Origin of the sequence: Ornithinibacillus californiensis (assembly GCF_001038485.1) — a bacterium.
GTDB lineage: Bacteria > Bacillota > Bacilli > Bacillales > Amphibacillaceae > Ornithinibacillus > Ornithinibacillus californiensis.
Window position 1 is genome coordinate 14613 of the sequence record NZ_LDUE01000049.1, and the last position, 16753, is coordinate 31365.

Consider the following 16753-nt stretch of genomic DNA (forward strand, 5'->3'; position numbering starts at 1 on the left):
ATTAGTTGCTAACATCTTATGGACAAGCTATTCTTAGCTTAAAAAGATGTTTCATGGGGAGGGCAAACATATGGGATACATAACGAAGGCTGGCCATAATCATTTAGAAGAACTTACAAGACTTGCATTGGAATTGTATACAGGAAATGAGTTTGAGGAGCTTCAAGCTGAGATGTTGGAGATGCTAAAATCGACGAAGCATCAATTCCTACTTTACTATGATAGTGACCATCCTGTTGGGTTTATGCACCTATCGATCCGGGAAGATTATGTGGAGGGTTCAGATGTAAGTCCTACAGGTTATCTGGAGGGGGTATATGTGAAACCCGAATGGAGAAGAAACGGAATCTCTACTAAGCTATTTCGTGAAGGGAAGAACTGGTTATTAGAAAAAGGGTGTACTCAAATCGGCTAATTACTTTTATACAAGATTTAAAGTAGTAATTTATATAGAAATAAAAACAAAAATACAATAAAAATTAGTACTAGGTAATAGTACTCTGTGGTAAAATAGGTTATAAGCTATCATGAGAATAGAGGAGAAGAACATGTTATATAAGTTTGCTGCTTTTGTTGTGAAAGTTTTCTTAAGCATTTTTGGAAGGATAAAAGTATACCAAAAGGACAATCTACCAAAGTCTGGTAGCTATGTCATTGCGTGTACACATACTGGTTTTGTAGATATTTTATGGTTAGGTATTGCAACCATGCCTACCGAAATTCATTATATGGCGAAAAAGGAATTATTTCAGACGAAATTTTTGAAGTGGTTAATGGAGAACTTACATGCATTCCCGGTAGATCGTGAAAACCCTGGACCGAGTGCGATTAAAACACCTCGGAGATTACTAAAGGAAGGTAAAGTAGTTGGTATTTTTCCTAGTGGAACCCGTTCTAGTGAGGATGCACCTCTTAAACGGGGAGCAGTGACGATTGCTGCTCATGCTGATGTGGCAATTGTGCCTGCAGCTTATGTAGGACCTAATAATTTCAAGGATTTATTTAAACGTATTAAACCAAGATTAATCTATGGAGAGCCGATTCAGCTTCCGGAGGGTCTTTCTAAAAAGGAAGGCATGGATGTATTAATGGTACAATTGGATAAGGAAATGCGTGATTTACAAGATAAGATTAAATAAGAAAAACCTTCACAATTTCTCATGAAGAGAAGCTGTGAAGGTTTTTTTATATTTATATTATAGTAGCTTATCAAATTGAAGCCGTTTATGAAGAGCATACATAATTGGAATACCAATCGCTAATACACCGAATTCTCCAACTGCAGTTGTTAACCACATGAGGAAAAACGGAGCATCTGGTTCAACGATTTTAATCTGCCAAGCAATGATGAACATATTAAATGTGAATACCAAAGTATTCATAATTAATAGCGTCCAAACATCTTTGATATATTTCGAGAGTAGGATGATAATTCCTAGTGAAATGGCAGAGTGTGCTACTCCAAAGATTAGATCAAGCTTATAAGGTGATAGGAGTAAGTTGGATAAGAATACACCTATTACGATACCAAAAAACAATTTCTTGTTAAAAACAACAAGATGATTGAATATCTCCGAAATACGGAACTGGATATTCGCAAAAGCAATTGGTGCGACTAAGGCTGTAACAGCTACATAAAGTCCTGCCACCAATGCGTTGAGCACTAATGTTCTTGCTTTCATATTAATCTCTCCCTTAGTTTTTTTACGTGGGATGGTCTCGAACCACGTCTTGCAAGCAACTAATCTAGTATAGTACAGATTAGAAAAAATAGAAAGAAGTTTTTTCTCCCTATAAATACTATGGTTCTATACTAATAATAGAACAGCTTGACGTGGATACTAAACAGAGTATTTATTGACAAAGTTTATATATAAAATTATACTTACATTAAGTAACTAAATATAATAATGTAACTAGAGGAGAATATATATGGAAAAGAAATTCTTTCAAAAACCAACAACTTATGTTGGGGTAGTAAATATCAATGTAACTAATTTAAAAAACTCATTAGACTTTTACCAGAGAATATTTGGTTTCCAAGTCTTAGAACAATCAGAACGTAAAGTAGCTTTATCTGCAGATGGCGTGCAGCCAATCCTGGTATTAGAACAACCTGAAAATGTTCAACCTAAACAAGGAAGAACAACTGGACTTTATCACTTTGCGATACTATTTCCTAGAAGAGCAGACCTTGCAAATTTCCTTCAACATTTAGTGCAAACAGAGGGTCAGACACTACGCTTAGGAGCATCTGATCACTACGTAAGTGAAGCACTTTATTTTGATGACCCAGATGGTAATGGTATTGAGGTCGCAGCTGATAAGCCTTCAACTAGTTGGACTTGGGATAAAGGTACAGTTGAAATGGCTACAGTTGCACTAGATGCAAACGGCCTAATGGCAACAAGTGATAAAGTATGGGATGGTTTACCAAAAGATACGGTAATGGGTCATATTCATCTACATGTGGCAGACCTGGACGCAACGGAAGAATTCTATGTAAACGGACTTGGACTTGATATAGTAACGAGATATCCTGGTGCGTTATTTGCTTCGTATGGTGGATACCATCACCATCTTGGATTGAATGTATGGAATGGTGTTGGAGCTCCTACACCTGCAGATAATAGTGTTGGTTTAAACTGGTTTAGCTTAGTCATGGCAGATGAAGAAACGAGACAAAGTAAAATTGAGGACCTGCGTAAAGTTGGAGCAGAGGTTGTAGCAGAAGATAATTACTTTGTTGTGAAAGATCCTGCTGGAAATACAATTCAACTTCACGTAAGCAAATAGTTAGATTATTGGGGGAGCATCGATGGATACACAACAAAATAATCAGTCTTTTGAAATTGGAATTTACACACTAGCTGATATAGTCAAGAACCCGGTTACCGGAGAAACAGTTAGTGCGAAGCAGCGTATTCACGAAATAATTGAAGCGGCAAAACTTGCGGATGAAGTAGGATTAGATATTTTTGGTGTAGGCGAACATCACCGATTAGATTATGCAGTTTCTTCACCACAAATGGTATTATCAGCCATTGCTCAAGCGACAAAGAATATAAAGCTAACAAGCACAACGACGGTTTTAAATACCGTTGACCCAGTCCGTTTATTTGAGGATTTTGCTACATTGGATTTAATTTCTGGGGGGAGAGCTGAAATTACAGCTGGACGAGGTGCATTTGTAGAGTCCTTCCCATTATTCGGTTATAAATTCGATGATTATGATGCATTATTTGAAGAACACCTGCAATTGCTAATGGAATTAAATGAACAGGAAAGAGTTACTTGGAATGGGAAATTCCGTTCGGCTTTAAATAACGCAGAAATAGCTCCTAGACCCGATCAAGAAAAACTACCTATCTGGGTAGGCGTTGGCGGAACACCGTCAAGTGCCGCTAGAGCTGGTAGATATGGCACTGGTTTAACTATTGCGATGATTGGTGGTACACACGAACGTTTTATGCCTTTAATCGATGCATATCGTGAAACTGGAATTGCTACGGGCTATACAGAAGAGCAATTAAAGATTGCTGTTTCAGGTCATGGCTATATTGCCAATTCTATAGAACAAGCTAGGGATGAATTTTACCCATATTATTCACATTATATTAAGCTAATTCAAGAGCAACGAGGCATGCGATCCGGTATTCTTCCTCGTGAAGCATTCGAACAAATGACAGGTCCTGAAAGTGTAATGTTTATTGGAAGTCCACAAGAGATTGTTGAAAAGGTGCTATATCAGCATGAACTCTATGGACACACAAGATTTATGCTGCAAACGGATATTGGGGCAGTTCCATTTGAAAAAGTTGCTAAGACGATTGAGTCATTAGGTACTGAAGTAGCACCTATGTTGCGAAAAGAGATAAATACAAAAGTAACAGTATAAGAGGTAGGAAAGCTGTCTAAATTGACAGCTTTTTTATTTTTGGTCATAGTAAGGCTAAGTTCCATGAGTTTCCAATTTCATTCAATTTGCAATAACCCAATATTTGAATGAAGTTTACATGATTAGCAAACGTTAATGATAAATCAACTTATAAAGGTTGGGGTTTATTTAATGGCATATATACTATTACTAATAGGGTTTCTATTGTTAATTAAAGGTGCGGATTACTTTGTGGCAGGGTCTTCGAATATTGCGAGACTTCTTAGAGTACCACCGATATTAATTGGATTAACCATTGTGGCCTTTGGGACAAGTTCTCCTGAAGCAACGGTAAGTATCATAGCGGCATTGGAAGGCAGTGCAGATGTCTCACTAGGTAACGTGGTGGGAAGTAACATTTTTAATCTAACCCTCGTTGTTGGTGTAGCTGCATTTATCTTTCCGTTAAAAGTAGAGACGGAAACCATTATAAAGGAAATTCCTTTCACGTTATTAGCTAGTGGGGCATTACTCATCCTAATGGGAGATGTGGTCTTACAGGGCTTTGATTCCAACTTGTTAACACGGAGCGACGGCTTAATATTTCTACTTTTTCTTTCTGTGTTTATGTATTATATTATTGAAATCGGTTTAAAAAGTCGGAATGGCAGTAAACATGAGGTAATTCCAAAAGACATTACATGGGGAAAAAATAGCTTTTTAACCTTGATAGGCCTTGGGGCAATTGTATTTGGTGGGGATATGGTTGTTGATAATGGTACTGAAATTGCGTACTCACTCGGTATGAGTGAGACATTAGTAGGGTTGACAATTATTGCAATAGGAACATCGTTACCGGAACTAGTAACATCCATTACAGCTGCATTTAGGAAAGAAAGTGAGATCGCTTTAGGGAATATCGTAGGAAGTAATATTTTTAATATCTTATTTGTGTTAGGTGCCTCATCGATCATCTCTCCATTACCAATCAATGACAAGGTGTTTTTTGATGTTATTATTATGATCGCTTTGACGCTTGTTTTATTACTGTTTTCCACTACCCACTATAAGGTTGGAAAGAAGGAAGGGTTTATTTTAGCCTTTAGCTATTTTATATATATGGTATATATTATCGTTCGAAATTAAAAAAAATGCTCCCTTCCATTAGGGAGCATTTTCTACTTATAGTGTTTGATACCAATTTTCTGCTGCTCTTACTTCACTAATTGTAAGTTGATGTCCTCTGTCTTCCCAGTAAACCTCAACTTTTGCACCAGCAGATTCTAGTAAGGAATGAAGGTCCTCTGATTCTTGTGCAGGACAGATTGGATCGTTTGTACCAGCAGAGATGAATACGTCCTTACCAGTTAGGTTAGGCAACTCGATTCCTCTTCTTGGCACCATTGGGTGGTGTAGACTTGCTCCGCGTAATGCGTTTTGGTAATGGAACATTAAACTAGCTGCAATATTAGCACCGTTTGAATAACCAACGGCAACAATATTGTTACGGTCAAAATCATATTTTTCAGCAGCTTCATCTAAGAACGCATGTAATTCTTTCGTGCGGAAGATTAAATCCTCTTCATCAAAAATACCTTCTGCTAAGCGTTTAAAGAAACGTGGCATACCATTTTCTGATACGTTCCCACGAACGCTAAGGATATTTGCTTCTTTATCGATAATTTCTGCAAGGGGAAGAAGGTCTTGTTCCGTTCCTCCTGTACCATGCAGTAATAGTAAAGTAGGTTTATCAGGGTTTGTTCCCTTTTGGAAAATATGTTTCATATTTAGTCTCCTCTATTGTTAATTCGGTCTTTCTATGGAAAAAATGTCACCTATTTTAGCATAATTGGAACCTGCTAAGCGGCTAACCGCTGCAAGTTTGTCAGCATTGATTTTGCCATCTTCATATACTTCTTCGTCAATCTGATAATGTACGATTCTCCCGATAATCAATTCTGATCCGGGTTCACCATTTTCAGTTTTTAGAGAAATAGATTGTTCCAGTTTACATTCCAATCTTACTTTTGCCTCCGTTATTCCTGGTACAGAAACTGCTGTACTTGGTTGGAGCGAAAGACCTGCTGGTTCTATTTCGCTCTTATTTGGTGGAAGTGAAGCGGCAGTTTTATTAATGTTCTCCACATTTTGTTCGTCAACGATTTGAATAACAAATTCCCCAGTTGCGACAATATTTCTTGTAGTATCCTTCATCTCACCATTTTTTCGTTGAACGGCTAAAGAAACCATTGGTGGGTTGGATGAAACGATATTAAAATAGCTAAATGGTGCACCGTTAATTATTCCATCCTCTGCTTTCGTCGTAACGAAAGCAATTGGTCTTGGTATGATAGAGCCAATCAATAGTTTATAATTTTCTCGTTCGGTAAGATTTCTAGGATTAAAGGAAAGCATCCTATTCCCCTCACTTTCCATGGTCAAGATCTTTCACTTTGATAGGGAATAAATGGGTATTTAACTTTTCACGGTATTGTTCATATTGCGGTGGGAGTTTTAATTCTTCACCCATCGTTTCATAGGACTCATCATGTGCGAAACCTGGTGGGTCCGTCGCAATCTCGAATAAAATTTCGCCATGCTCTCTAAAATATGTGGCATTGAAATAGTTACGGTCCCTAACTGGAGTTACAGCGTATCCGTTGCCTGCCACATGAGTTTTCCAATCTAATTGATCTTCATCATCCTCAGCTCGCCATGCGATATGGTGAACGGTTCCGACTCCCATTTGGCCTCGGCCTACCGTTGTTTTCTTTAAATCAATTATATTCCCGATATCACCATGAGATTTAAAACGAATCAAGTCGCCTTCTTCGCCAATCTTTTCAAGTCCCATAACATCGACTAATAAGCGTGCAGTTTCTTCTGGTTGTGTAGATAAGAGAACAGCACCGGCAAATCCTTTAATGGCAACTTCGGGAGTGACATCACCAATGGACCAGTTATTGATTTCTCCCTCTTCACGCTCTACTAATTCAAGCTGTAAACCGTGTACATCATCAAATACGAAATACGTTTCACCAAAGCGCTCTGACTTAGTATAGTTGATATTAAATTTCTCAAGCCGCTTTTTCCAGAAGGGCATTGACCCTGTTGGTACAGCATAAGAAGTGACTCCAACCTGGCCACCACCAATTTTTCCTTGGTAGGCATTAGCCCAAGGGAAAAAAGTGATAATGGAGCCAGGACGACCGCCATCATTTCCAAAATAAAGATGGTACGTACCTGGATCATCAAAGTTGATAGTCTTCTTCACTAATCGTAACCCGAGAACACTAGCATAGAAATCCACATTCTCTTGAGGGTGCCCTACGATTGATGTGATGTGATGAATTCCTGCTGTTTTCTTCATGGTTTATCATCTGCCTTTACTTCGGTTGCCCTATGGCCAACTCGTTTTAATACATTAATAAGGACTTTTGTTTCTTCATCAGAAACGTCTTGAAAGAAGCTCTCAATAACTTGTTGATGCTTAGGAAAAATATCATCCATTAGTTTTTTACCTTCATCGGTAATGTGAATATAGACAACTCTTCGGTCATCCTTACAGTGACTTCTTTCAATAAGCCCTTTTTTCTCTAACTTATCAATTACATAGGTAATGGAACCTGTGTTGATAAGTACTGCCTCAGATACTTCTCTAACAGTTAATCTACCTTTATGATATAGCGCCTCTAAAATCTCAAAGTCAGAGGTGCGCATCCCGTGACAACTGATATCATCTTTAATAACCTCTTGGAGAGACTTAGAAGCCTTCATAAGAACGACGAATGCTTTTAAGGAAAGATTATCGCTCATTTTTACACCTTCTTAATTTATATATTATGAATTTGAATATCTTTAATTAAGTATATTTTATCTGATTACGGTAAACCTGTCAAATTACCTTGTATATAGCTTTAGCGAATATCGGAAATTTAAGCGCTGGGGAAAAGAAAAAGAGGGGTCAGAACCCTCTTAAGAAAAAATGCGGCCTATCGTTTCCATTTCAGCTGGTGTTAGCTGTAATTCTAACGTTTTTAGATTACGAATTACTTGCTTTGGTGTCTTTGCACCAGGGATAACGGTGTCGATTGCATCTTGGGCAAGATACCAAGCTAAGACGAGATTAGATACTTCTGTTTGTTTATCATTTGCTATTACTCTCAGTTTCTCTACTTTTGCTAGGTTTTGCTCGAATGCTTCACCTTGAAGATGTGGCATGTTTTTGCGGAAGTCATCGAAAGTTGTATCTTTCGTATACTTTCCTGCCAGTAAACCTGAGGCAAATGGAAAGTACGGAACGAAAGAGATGTTATTGGCTATTGTATAAGGGAAATAGTCTGTTTCTGCTTGGCGGTTTAACAGATTATAATGTCCTTGTAATACATCGACATACCCATCTTGATTTGCTTCTTTTAACTGTTCTGGTGAAAAGTTGGATACACCAATAGCTCGGATCTTTCCAGAATCTTTAAGTTCCTTTAATGCACCAACTGCTTCATATTTTGGGGTGTTTTCATCTGGATAGTGTATGTAGAATAAATCAATATAGTCGGTTTGAAGTCTTTTTAGGCTTGCATCCACAGTCTCGCGTAAGTATGCTGGGGAGTTATCGATGACTCTTTCCCCGTCTACAATTCTTTGTGTTCCTTTCGTGGCAATGGTAAGTCCTTGGCGGTTGCCCATCTCATTTACAACTTCACCGATAATTTCTTCGGAACGTCCCATTCCATACGTGAACGCTGTGTCGATATAATCTAGACCCTCATTGATTGCTGTTCTTAATAATTCTCTATTGAGTTGCTCATCTATTCCGTTGTACAGATTATGACCGCCTATTGCGTTTGCGCCTAAGCCGATGGGGTTTACGACTAAATCTGTGTTTCCTATACGAACTTTCTTAGACAATATCATGACCTCCATATAGTAAGTTACTTTCATTCTATTGGATAATCGATGATGTATACAAGAAAAAGGGAATCCCAGTTCATGAGATTCCCTTACCGCTAGCTTTTTAGCTTTAAGAATTGCATGCGTTTATTAAATAACGTCGGGTAGGATAAATACCCTAACAGAATACTTGTTACGACAGCAGTTGTTAATAGCAGGAATAGAATTAAGAGTTGAAATTGAACGGCTTGTACCGGGTCAGCTCCAGCGATAATTTGTCCACTCATCATCCCGGGCAACTGCACAAGTCCAATTGTCTTTTGACTTTCAATGGTTGGAATCGTACTTGCTTTAATAGATGTAATTAATTGTGTGTGAATGGCTTGTTTCGGTGTCCCACCTAAGGTTAGGATCAATTCTGTTTCGTCTTGGCGATTTTCCACTTCTGCTGTAAAACGATTTAAAAATAGAATTCCAAGCACCATCGAATTACCGATAACCATCCCACTAATTGGAATAATATATTGTGGTGTTGGTGGGACAATTTGAAACCCTAACAAAATACTTTGTGTTAATACTTCAATAAAGACAAATGTCACTACAAGTTTCCAGGTAATGCCTTGGATAGATGCGCCTTTTTTCCTCGCGTTCTGGGTTGCTGCTCCAATCATGAGTAGAATCATAAGGACGATGAAAATAATATTGTCCACTTCAAAAACATATTGTAAGACATAACCAACTGCCAGTAATTGAATAATGGAGCGAACCGTTGCGATGAGCGTATCCTTTTCTAAACCTAGCTTTAATGTCCGAGATAGAATAAGTGGGATAAGAACGAAAATAAGTGTCAGTGATAGCGTGAGATAGCTCATTCTATTTCCCCCTTTACAAAATCTTGGACGCGCTTATCTTTTGGATCCTTTAAAAGTGAACTGTCACCTGATTCAATCAGTTCCCCATTCATCATCACCCAAGTAAAGTGCCCGATTCTTAAAGCTTGGTCTAGATTGTGGGTAATCCATATCATGGTTGTTCCGTACTTTTCGTTAATTTTCTCTATCAGTTCTTCGATATCGTGCTGAGATACTCGGTCAAGGGAAGACGTAATCTCATCTAATAATAATACTTTCGGTTTATTCACTAATGTCCTTGCAATCGATAGCTTTTGCTTCTGCCCACCGGAAAGGTCCTTTGCATTTCGCTCTAATAAGTCCCCTGCTAACCCGACATCATGAAGTAATTCTTTCGCAAAATCTATATCTATTTTTTTGCCTTGCAAGGTTAACGGAAGTTCCAGGTTTTCCAATACACTCCCTTTAACCATTGTTGCACTTTGCAGGGCGATGCCGACGTTTCTACGTAGCTCTACTGGATCATACGCTTCAATTGGTTTGCCTTTAATTAAAATTTCCCCTGAATTAGGAGAACGTAATCCATTACATAGCTTGAAAAGAGTAGATTTACCAGCACCGGATGGACCGACAAGGGTTGTAATTTTGCCTTCGGTGAAGGAGCCGGTAATGTTTTTTAATATATGTAGGCCATCTGCGGAAAAGTTGACGTCTCGAAATAGGATGGCTGCTTGACTCATGTCTGACACTTCCTTTAGTATATTCCTTCTTTAATGTTCCTAACTGATACGAATATAATTCTATATCATTTTAACATGGGACCATATAAAAGAAATTGTTACAGTTTATGAGAAACAATATTCAAAATATTAAATTAATGTTACAATTCTGTTAAGTTTATGTTATGAAGAATTGCTAGGATATAAATAACGAACGGGAGGATTGCAATTGAAAAAGTACATAATATTTTTGATGATTTTTATATGTGTTGGACTTTTCGGTTGTGCAGAAAACCCAGCGTTAATATCTAATAATCCATCATCTGTAGAAAAGGCACAAAGTTCAACTGAAGTAGAAACTGAAGAAAGAGTCATAAGACTTCCATATGTAGCTGTTTATTATGAAACGGAAACTGAATCTGATTCATCAGCTGTTTTCGAGGATGTATGGTGTTGGAAAGAGGAAGAAAATTGCTCATTAGAACCAAGTTCACCAATTGATATATTTAACGAAGGTGGGTGGCCACCCCTACAGGTAAAACCGGGTGAGGAATTTAGTATCACGATTGCAGGAAATGACATAACAGATCCAGAACATCTAACTAATCCAGACAAGATAGAAGCAATACAGTACAAATGGGGAGAAGAAGGTAAAAAGGTGGATGTAAGAAACCGACAAATAACTGCTCCTACTGAAAAAGGTAGATATTATTATTCCCTAAAATTTCAGTGGGATGGTGAACTAGTAGGTCAAGCTTATTTTGCCTTTGGTATTAATGTTCGATAATTATAACTGTCAAATAGCGAATATACAGCTGGAATTGAGTTTATATCCTCTATTAGTTAGGAGGTTTTTGATGTGAAAGCTTATTTTATTTATACCTTGATTTTATTAGGACTGCTTCTAGTGGGATGTGCAGAGAACCCTGCACTGATAGGATTAAAAGAAGAAGTTCCTAAGTCAACGGAAGGTAATGAAAGTGAATCTGAAGCTGGTGATAGCCAAATGGTAAGTGGGCCTCCTAGGGTTAGTGTATCAGCGGACGATGTATCGGCAGATGTTGCTCGAGATGTTTGGTGTTGGAAAGAGGAAAGTCTCTGTTCATTGGAGCCGAATCCGCCTGCGGAGCAATTATATGGATATCATTCTTTAAGTGTAAAAGCTGGTGATGTGTTTAGTATTGTCATATCCACTGATGGGATACCTGCAACAGATCATATTTACTATCCTGATATTATTGAAGCAACTCAGATCAGATTAGATGAAGAGAAAAAAGTGGAAGTCAATAATAAGCAAATAACCGCCCCTACGGAAAAAGGGAAATATTATTACTCCCTCAAACTACAATGGGACGGTGAATTAGTAGGGCAAGCTTATTATGTTTTTAGTATAAGTGTTCAGTAATTTTATAAAGTAGGGGGTGCTTTTTTGTTAAAGCTTATCTTATTTGAAATAAAGAAAATGTGGAATGCCAACTTTTTTCGAATACTTATTTTGGCATTACTCGTATTTTTTATCGCTTATTATGTGTTTGTATATATCAACACAACACGTGCTGAGGATGAAATCAAATTATTAGATGAAGTTATTCAAAGAACGGAACAAACTATTGAAGAAGATAGCGTTGCTTTAGAGTCTGCTGAGGATTCAGAAGTGAAGGAACTGGAGGAGTCCATTGCATTTCATGAAGAGTGGTTAGAAAAAGAACAAACAAAAGTAGAAATATTTGAAGAAGAAAATTGGGACGTTCTTCTACAAATGGAGATAGATAATAACGAGCCGATGATTGGTACAAAGAAATTCCAAAACGAAACGCATACATATACCCATCCAACATTATTCACCTATGAAACCTATGTAGCGATGAGTAAATGGATGCAAGACAAAGATGTTGTACCTTTATTACCGGTGAATATTTTATCTTATGTAACCTTATATGATAGAGAGGTTAATAGCGGTAGTGCAGCAGATTCCGAATTTATAATGAACATAATCAAAGAAAATAGCAATAAATATTCTTCAACAAGTATCCATTATCTCTTCCGACTTTTTGGATTATTGTTCAGTTTTATTGGGGTTGTTTTCTTTCTTTTTTTATTCGGAGATATCGTTACAAAGGAAGGGTTAGGTCGAAATGGGCCAATTTATTTATTGCAAACACAACCAATACAGCGGTATAAAATTCTAGCTAGTAAATTCTTAACAGCGATTTTAACAAGTTTATTGATTCTGGTGTGCGCAGTTGTCTTTTCTTTTATAGTTGGAAGCATTTTTGATCGATTTGGTGATTGGGACTATCCAGTAGTAATCTATGGAGAGGATCGGACATTTACTCTCATGAGCATGGGAGTATTTCTAGTAAAAGCTACTTCTCTGTTTATGGTAATTCTATTATTCTCTTACACGATTCTATTCCTATTTTCCATTCTGACTAAACGTGTATTAGTAGCAATAGGATTAACCCTAGGGGCGCTATTTGTAGGAATGAAAATGAGTGAGGGATTAGTAACTTCTAGCATTGCACAATATATCCCTTTTCAATATTTTTCCGTTTTTGAAGTTGTAACAAATGAATTAGCATTAACATTGGATAATTTTAATCTCACCTATGCAAATGGAATCATTTCGTTAAGTATTGCTAGTCTTGTTATGTTAATTGTTACGTATGTTGTATCTTTTGTTCAATCCAAAAAGGGTAATTAGGAAAGGGGAGTGGTGATGTGATTATAGAAGTAAGTAATTTAAAGAAACGATATAAAAAGCAAATGGTACTAAAGGGGATTGACATACAAGTAGAAACACCTCAAATTATTGCATTAGTAGGACCAAACGGCTCAGGAAAAACAACCTTATTGAACTGTATGACGAATCTACTTTCCTTTCAAGAAGGGGAAGTAAGGTTACTAGGGAAAAAGCATACCGATGCTTCGCTTTTCCTTAAAGTATCTTATTTACAGGACAACCGCATCCTCTATGGAAATCTAACGGGCTATGATCACATGAAATTTGTTTGTAGTGTACAAAAAATACCTATTTCAAAGATTAAAGAGGTAGCAGAGCGCGTTGGTATGGAAAAGTATTTGAAAAAACGTGTTCGTAACTATTCTCTTGGAATGAAGCAGCATTTATTACTCGCCATGGTTATTATTAATGAGCCAAAATTATTATTAATGGATGAGCCATTAAATGGACTAGATCCAACGAGTGCGATTAATATGCGTAAGATTTTGCTAGAGTTATATCAGGAAGGAACCACAATTGTTGTTTCGTCCCATAATCTAGATGAAATTGATCGATTAACGAATACGATCTACTTTATGAAAGACGGGGCACTATTAAAGGAATCCCTACAAGATATATCATCGAAAAATTACTTGATTACGGTAAATGATATCGAAAAGGCTCAGAAGGTACTAAAAGATAAGAGCATTCCATTTTCTGTATCGGGCGAGTACCAAGTGGGATTTGAAGAAACAGATATTGACTTGCAGAGCTTTATTGATTGCCTAAATGACAATGATATTACGATTACAGACATCGAAGTACAAAAAGTAGGTGCGGAGAAACGTTATCGTGAACTGTTTGAAGAGGAGTTATCCTCATGAGGTTGTTGTCATTTGAGTTAAAAAAGATAGTTTTTAGTAAAAAATTCTTATATATCCTACTTGGAATTGTTATCGGTATTGGATTTTTAATGGGACGTAATGTAATCTTTGAATCAAACATTGAAAAAGAGGCGAGAGAACAAATAGATGAGTTGTTAGAGGTTAACTTTGCTAATGCGAAAATCCACAATTCTATTCTCGAAGATGACCCAGAGAATGAAGAGCAAAAGGAACTAAGGCGCCTAAATAGTGCGATGATCAATAATCTTTATGAAACAAGGAATCTACTAGCACCAAATCAGTTTCAAGAACGATTAAAACTACAGAATGAATACTATTCGACCGCAGAAGAGTATAAACAAAAGGGTGGGGAACATTCGTTAACGTACCAGGAAATTTCTCATTCTTTAGCATTAAATGAAAAACTACTCGAATCCGAGATTCCACCGGAACACGAAACCTATAGTAGGGCGTTTCCGAATTTTATTAAACAAGTGGTGGATCTATTTATTAATCTAGGTGCGATTCTTATTATCATTCTATTAGTAGGGGAGATCATGTCATCGGAATTTGAAAATCGTTCTATCAACCTACTATTTACACAGCCTTTGAAACGAACACATATTATTACAAGTAAATTATTGAGCTCGATTATTGTTTATGTATTAACAACTGCATTTCTGTTAGCGGTAGCTTTAATCATAGGGTATGTTTTTGGATACCGAGGATTTTTTGACTATCCTATAGTAGTGGAGGTAAATCAGCAAATCGAGTTTATAACAATTGCCGAGTATCTGCTCATAGCGGTTATTGTAGTATCCGTAAGTGTCTTCTTGATTATTACACTCTGTGTTCTGTTAAGTTTGTTTTTCAAGAATACACTGGCTACACTCTTTAGTGTCTTAGGAATATTACTGGCTGGTTATGTATTGATATCAACTATTTCATGGAGTCCAATGGCCTGGTTTAATCCATTTCAATACTTGTTGCCTGAAGAAATTATTCTTGTTCAAAATGCTAGAGAATGGTGGCAAGGAATTCCGGTCACTCTCTTGTTAACGATTATGCTCTATGTGATAGCTAGACAGAAGGTTAGGACGAGTAAGGTAGATTGAATTTTAAGGGGAACTATGGGGATAGCCTAATCAACACCCAGTTAAGATGGGATTCCAAGGGATCCCCACCCCAGTTAAAATATTGCTAATTGGTAAAGATATCATATGTATACTATATAAGTAAAAGAGAGGATGTGTATAAAATGGGTATAACCAAAGAACAATTGCATGAACTTATTGAAAAGATACCTAAAAAGTACTACGAAGAAGTGGAACGGGAGTTGAAGAAACGAATTATTCCTGTAGTAAATCCAACAGAAAATGAAAACATAATTATTAAAGAAAGAAGAGAGGAAATAAAACGTGGAGAATATCATACCCTAGGGGTTTGTCAAATAAAGTGTGTAAGTTGGGATCACACACTTAGATATATTTGAGTACCCTTTCCTTTAATCGGTCATCCATCAATAGCTGATTCATGGCTAGAGACCAGTTATGGACATGTCCACCTTCCCATTTGGTTTCTAGTTCTTTAACTCGTAAATATAGGACTTTAAGTAGGGCATTCTCGTTGGGGAATGCTCCTTTTTTTGTTACTTTTCTAAAACTGGAGTGGATGCTTTCCACTGCGTTAGTCGTGTACATAATTCGTCGAACTGCACTACCAAAGTCAAATAATTGTTCTACATGTTCAAAGTTGCGTTCCCAAACATCAATAGCTCCTGGATAGGCAGACCATTGTTGTTTGAAGGATTCAAATGTACTTTGACAGGCCTTTAGGCTTTGAGCTCCATAAACCTTTCTTAAAGAGGCTGTGAATGCCTTGTAGTCCTTGCTTGGTACGTATTTAATGGAGTTACGAATTAAGTGTACAATGCATCGTTGAACGATGACATCAGGGAATATGGAGCGAGCACCTTCCTCCAAACCAGATACGCCATCCATAGAAATAAAGAAGATATCTTCGACCCCTCTAGCCTTTATTTCATCAAAGATTTGCATCCATTTATGCTTACTTTCTGTTTCATTTAACCATAGACCAAGAATTTCTTTTTTTCCCTCCATGGTATAACCTAAAATGGTATACACAGCATACTTCTTTGTCTCATATTGATTGCGAATGGTTGTGTACATGCAGTCCACAAAAACAAAAGGATAACAGTCATTTAATGGACGACTTTGCCACTCTTCTAAGTCAGGCAGCACAGTATCTGTGATATCAGAAACCATTTCATGAGATACAGAAAAACCATAAATGTCCTCAATGGTAGAAGAAATGTCCCGCTGAGACATCCCTCTGGCATACATAGCTATAACCTTATCCTCAATCTCAGATACATCTTTTTTACGCTTAGGAATAATCTTCGGTTCAAAAGAGCCGTCACGATCTCGAGGCACTTCAATTTCTACTTCTCCAGAACTCGTATTCAAGGTTTTCTTTCCATAACCATTTCTGCGATTATCTGTGACTTTTTCCCCTTTATCGTTTGAGTCATAACCAAGATGATGGTTCATCTCTCCTTTTAACATCGCTTCAAACATAGGGCCAAATATGTCTTTTAAAGCATTCTGCATGTCTTGTACGGACTCTGGTTGGTATTGTTCTATAATTCTATTAGCTAATTCTACTGATTTCGGATCACGTTTAGATTTCGCCATTATAAACAACTCCCCAATTTATATAGTTATAGTGTAACAATAAAAAAATAAACTGCGAAGTAAGAGCCGTACGCTCTCTTACTTACACAGTTTATA

Annotated in this window: 20 protein-coding genes and 1 riboswitch; of the genes, 11 read left to right on the forward strand and 9 right to left on the reverse strand. The window is 37.2% G+C overall.

Annotated features, from left to right (window positions below; translation table 11 throughout):
- Nucleotides 1–70: 70 nt before the first annotated feature.
- Both TE34_RS11540 and TE34_RS11545 read left to right on the forward strand, forming a co-directional pair.
- Entirely contained in the window at nt 71–415 is a 345-nt protein-coding gene (locus TE34_RS11540; RefSeq protein WP_064971732.1) for a GNAT family N-acetyltransferase, read from the forward strand.
- A 133-nt stretch (nt 416–548) separates the two neighbouring features.
- Nucleotides 549–1139, forward strand: a complete 591-nt coding sequence (locus TE34_RS11545) for a lysophospholipid acyltransferase family protein (RefSeq protein ID WP_047984974.1) — start codon at nt 549–551, stop codon at nt 1137–1139.
- 57 nt (nt 1140–1196) lie between these two features.
- Here the strand turns inward: TE34_RS11545 and TE34_RS11550 are convergent, their stop codons facing one another.
- Nucleotides 1197–1682, reverse strand: coding sequence for a QueT transporter family protein (locus TE34_RS11550; RefSeq protein ID WP_047984975.1), 486 nt, complete (start codon nt 1680–1682; stop codon nt 1197–1199).
- Nucleotides 1683–1689: 7 nt separating this feature from the next.
- A riboswitch (PreQ1 riboswitch) is annotated at nt 1690–1734 on the reverse strand.
- Nucleotides 1735–1932: 198 nt separating this feature from the next.
- On the opposite strand from TE34_RS11550, the gene TE34_RS11555 reads away from it, so the two are divergent.
- The 3 genes from TE34_RS11555 (at nt 1933) to TE34_RS11565 (ending at nt 5023) form a co-directional block, all read left to right on the forward strand.
- Nucleotides 1933–2796 (forward strand): VOC family protein, encoded by an 864-nt coding sequence (locus TE34_RS11555; protein WP_047984976.1) that lies wholly within the window; start codon nt 1933–1935, stop codon nt 2794–2796.
- Nucleotides 2797–2818: 22 nt separating this feature from the next.
- The gene (locus tag TE34_RS11560; protein ID WP_047984977.1) at nt 2819–3898 is read left to right on the forward strand and encodes an LLM class flavin-dependent oxidoreductase; all 1080 of its coding nucleotides are present in this window, start codon (nt 2819–2821) and stop codon (nt 3896–3898) included.
- Nucleotides 3899–4069: 171 nt separating this feature from the next.
- Complete coding sequence (locus TE34_RS11565) at nt 4070–5023, forward strand: calcium/sodium antiporter (RefSeq protein ID WP_047984978.1); 954 nt, start codon at nt 4070–4072, stop codon at nt 5021–5023.
- Nucleotides 5024–5059: 36 nt separating this feature from the next.
- On the opposite strand, the gene TE34_RS11570 is transcribed toward TE34_RS11565, so the two are convergent.
- From TE34_RS11570 to TE34_RS11600, 7 genes are all read right to left on the reverse strand, one after another.
- Entirely contained in the window at nt 5060–5662 is a 603-nt protein-coding gene (locus TE34_RS11570) for an alpha/beta hydrolase (protein ID WP_047984979.1), read from the reverse strand.
- An 18-nt stretch (nt 5663–5680) separates the two neighbouring features.
- Nucleotides 5681–6292 (reverse strand): flavin reductase family protein, encoded by a 612-nt coding sequence (locus TE34_RS11575; protein WP_047984980.1) that lies wholly within the window; start codon nt 6290–6292, stop codon nt 5681–5683.
- A gap of 10 nt (nt 6293–6302) precedes the next feature.
- Nucleotides 6303–7247: a ring-cleaving dioxygenase gene (locus TE34_RS11580; protein WP_047984981.1), complete on the reverse strand. Its 945-nt coding sequence runs from the start codon at nt 7245–7247 to the stop codon at nt 6303–6305.
- Complete coding sequence (locus tag TE34_RS11585; RefSeq protein WP_047984982.1) at nt 7244–7693, reverse strand: MarR family winged helix-turn-helix transcriptional regulator; 450 nt, start codon at nt 7691–7693, stop codon at nt 7244–7246. The genes TE34_RS11580 and TE34_RS11585 overlap by 4 nt, the downstream gene beginning before the upstream one ends.
- Nucleotides 7694–7852: 159 nt before the next feature.
- The gene (locus TE34_RS11590; protein WP_047984983.1) at nt 7853–8785 is read right to left on the reverse strand and encodes an aldo/keto reductase; all 933 of its coding nucleotides are present in this window, start codon (nt 8783–8785) and stop codon (nt 7853–7855) included.
- A gap of 98 nt (nt 8786–8883) precedes the next feature.
- Nucleotides 8884–9639, reverse strand: a complete 756-nt coding sequence (locus TE34_RS11595; protein WP_047984984.1) for an ABC transporter permease — start codon at nt 9637–9639, stop codon at nt 8884–8886.
- Nucleotides 9636–10358, reverse strand: a complete 723-nt coding sequence (locus tag TE34_RS11600) for an ABC transporter ATP-binding protein (RefSeq protein WP_157037625.1) — start codon at nt 10356–10358, stop codon at nt 9636–9638. The genes TE34_RS11595 and TE34_RS11600 overlap by 4 nt, the downstream gene beginning before the upstream one ends.
- Before the next feature lie 208 nt (nt 10359–10566).
- On the opposite strand from TE34_RS11600, the gene TE34_RS11605 reads away from it, so the two are divergent.
- The 6 genes from TE34_RS11605 to TE34_RS11630 all read left to right on the forward strand — a co-directional run bounded on the left by TE34_RS11605 (nt 10567) and on the right by TE34_RS11630 (nt 15435).
- Entirely contained in the window at nt 10567–11124 is a 558-nt protein-coding gene (locus tag TE34_RS11605) for a hypothetical protein (protein WP_047984986.1), read from the forward strand.
- A 72-nt stretch (nt 11125–11196) separates the two neighbouring features.
- The gene (locus tag TE34_RS11610; protein ID WP_047984987.1) at nt 11197–11742 is read left to right on the forward strand and encodes a hypothetical protein; all 546 of its coding nucleotides are present in this window, start codon (nt 11197–11199) and stop codon (nt 11740–11742) included.
- Nucleotides 11743–11766: 24 nt separating this feature from the next.
- Nucleotides 11767–13041 carry an ABC transporter permease gene (locus TE34_RS11615; protein WP_047984988.1) on the forward strand — a complete coding sequence of 425 codons (1275 nt, stop codon included), beginning with the start codon at nt 11767–11769 and terminating at the stop codon, nt 13039–13041.
- Nucleotides 13042–13058: 17 nt separating this feature from the next.
- On the forward strand, nt 13059–13943 hold the full coding sequence (locus tag TE34_RS11620) for an ABC transporter ATP-binding protein (protein ID WP_053075067.1): 885 nt from the start codon (nt 13059–13061) through the stop codon (nt 13941–13943).
- On the forward strand, nt 13940–15058 hold the full coding sequence (locus tag TE34_RS11625; protein WP_047984989.1) for an ABC transporter permease: 1119 nt from the start codon (nt 13940–13942) through the stop codon (nt 15056–15058). The genes TE34_RS11620 and TE34_RS11625 overlap by 4 nt, the downstream gene beginning before the upstream one ends.
- A 143-nt stretch (nt 15059–15201) precedes the next feature.
- A complete protein-coding gene (locus TE34_RS11630) occupies nt 15202–15435 on the forward strand; it encodes a hypothetical protein (RefSeq protein ID WP_047984990.1) in 234 nt (77 codons plus the stop codon).
- On the opposite strand, the gene TE34_RS11635 is transcribed toward TE34_RS11630, so the two are convergent.
- Nucleotides 15422–16657, reverse strand: coding sequence for an IS256 family transposase (locus TE34_RS11635; protein ID WP_047984673.1), 1236 nt, complete (start codon nt 16655–16657; stop codon nt 15422–15424). The genes TE34_RS11630 and TE34_RS11635 overlap by 14 nt on opposite strands.
- Between the last annotated feature and the right edge of the window lie 96 nt (nt 16658–16753).

Excerpts from the sequence above, each read along its gene's own strand:
- TE34_RS11540 (WP_064971732.1), top strand. The coding sequence starts at position 71 with ATGGGATACATAACGAAGGCTGGCCATAATCATTTAGAAGAACTTACA.
- TE34_RS11545 (WP_047984974.1), top strand. The coding sequence starts at position 549 with ATGTTATATAAGTTTGCTGCTTTTGTTGTGAAAGTTTTCTTAAGCATT.
- TE34_RS11550 (WP_047984975.1), bottom strand. The coding sequence starts at position 1,682 with ATGAAAGCAAGAACATTAGTGCTCAACGCATTGGTGGCAGGACTTTAT.
- TE34_RS11555 (WP_047984976.1), top strand. The coding sequence starts at position 1,933 with ATGGAAAAGAAATTCTTTCAAAAACCAACAACTTATGTTGGGGTAGTA.
- TE34_RS11560 (WP_047984977.1), top strand. The coding sequence starts at position 2,819 with ATGGATACACAACAAAATAATCAGTCTTTTGAAATTGGAATTTACACA.
- TE34_RS11565 (WP_047984978.1), top strand. The coding sequence starts at position 4,070 with ATGGCATATATACTATTACTAATAGGGTTTCTATTGTTAATTAAAGGT.
- TE34_RS11570 (WP_047984979.1), bottom strand. The coding sequence starts at position 5,662 with ATGAAACATATTTTCCAAAAGGGAACAAACCCTGATAAACCTACTTTA.
- TE34_RS11575 (WP_047984980.1), bottom strand. The coding sequence starts at position 6,292 with ATGCTTTCCTTTAATCCTAGAAATCTTACCGAACGAGAAAATTATAAA.
- TE34_RS11580 (WP_047984981.1), bottom strand. The coding sequence starts at position 7,247 with ATGAAGAAAACAGCAGGAATTCATCACATCACATCAATCGTAGGGCAC.
- TE34_RS11585 (WP_047984982.1), bottom strand. The coding sequence starts at position 7,693 with ATGAGCGATAATCTTTCCTTAAAAGCATTCGTCGTTCTTATGAAGGCT.
- TE34_RS11595 (WP_047984984.1), bottom strand. The coding sequence starts at position 9,639 with ATGAGCTATCTCACGCTATCACTGACACTTATTTTCGTTCTTATCCCA.
- TE34_RS11600 (WP_157037625.1), bottom strand. The coding sequence starts at position 10,358 with ATGAGTCAAGCAGCCATCCTATTTCGAGACGTCAACTTTTCCGCAGAT.
- TE34_RS11625 (WP_047984989.1), top strand. The coding sequence starts at position 13,940 with ATGAGGTTGTTGTCATTTGAGTTAAAAAAGATAGTTTTTAGTAAAAAA.
- TE34_RS11630 (WP_047984990.1), top strand. The coding sequence starts at position 15,202 with ATGGGTATAACCAAAGAACAATTGCATGAACTTATTGAAAAGATACCT.
- TE34_RS11635 (WP_047984673.1), bottom strand. The coding sequence starts at position 16,657 with ATGGCGAAATCTAAACGTGATCCGAAATCAGTAGAATTAGCTAATAGA.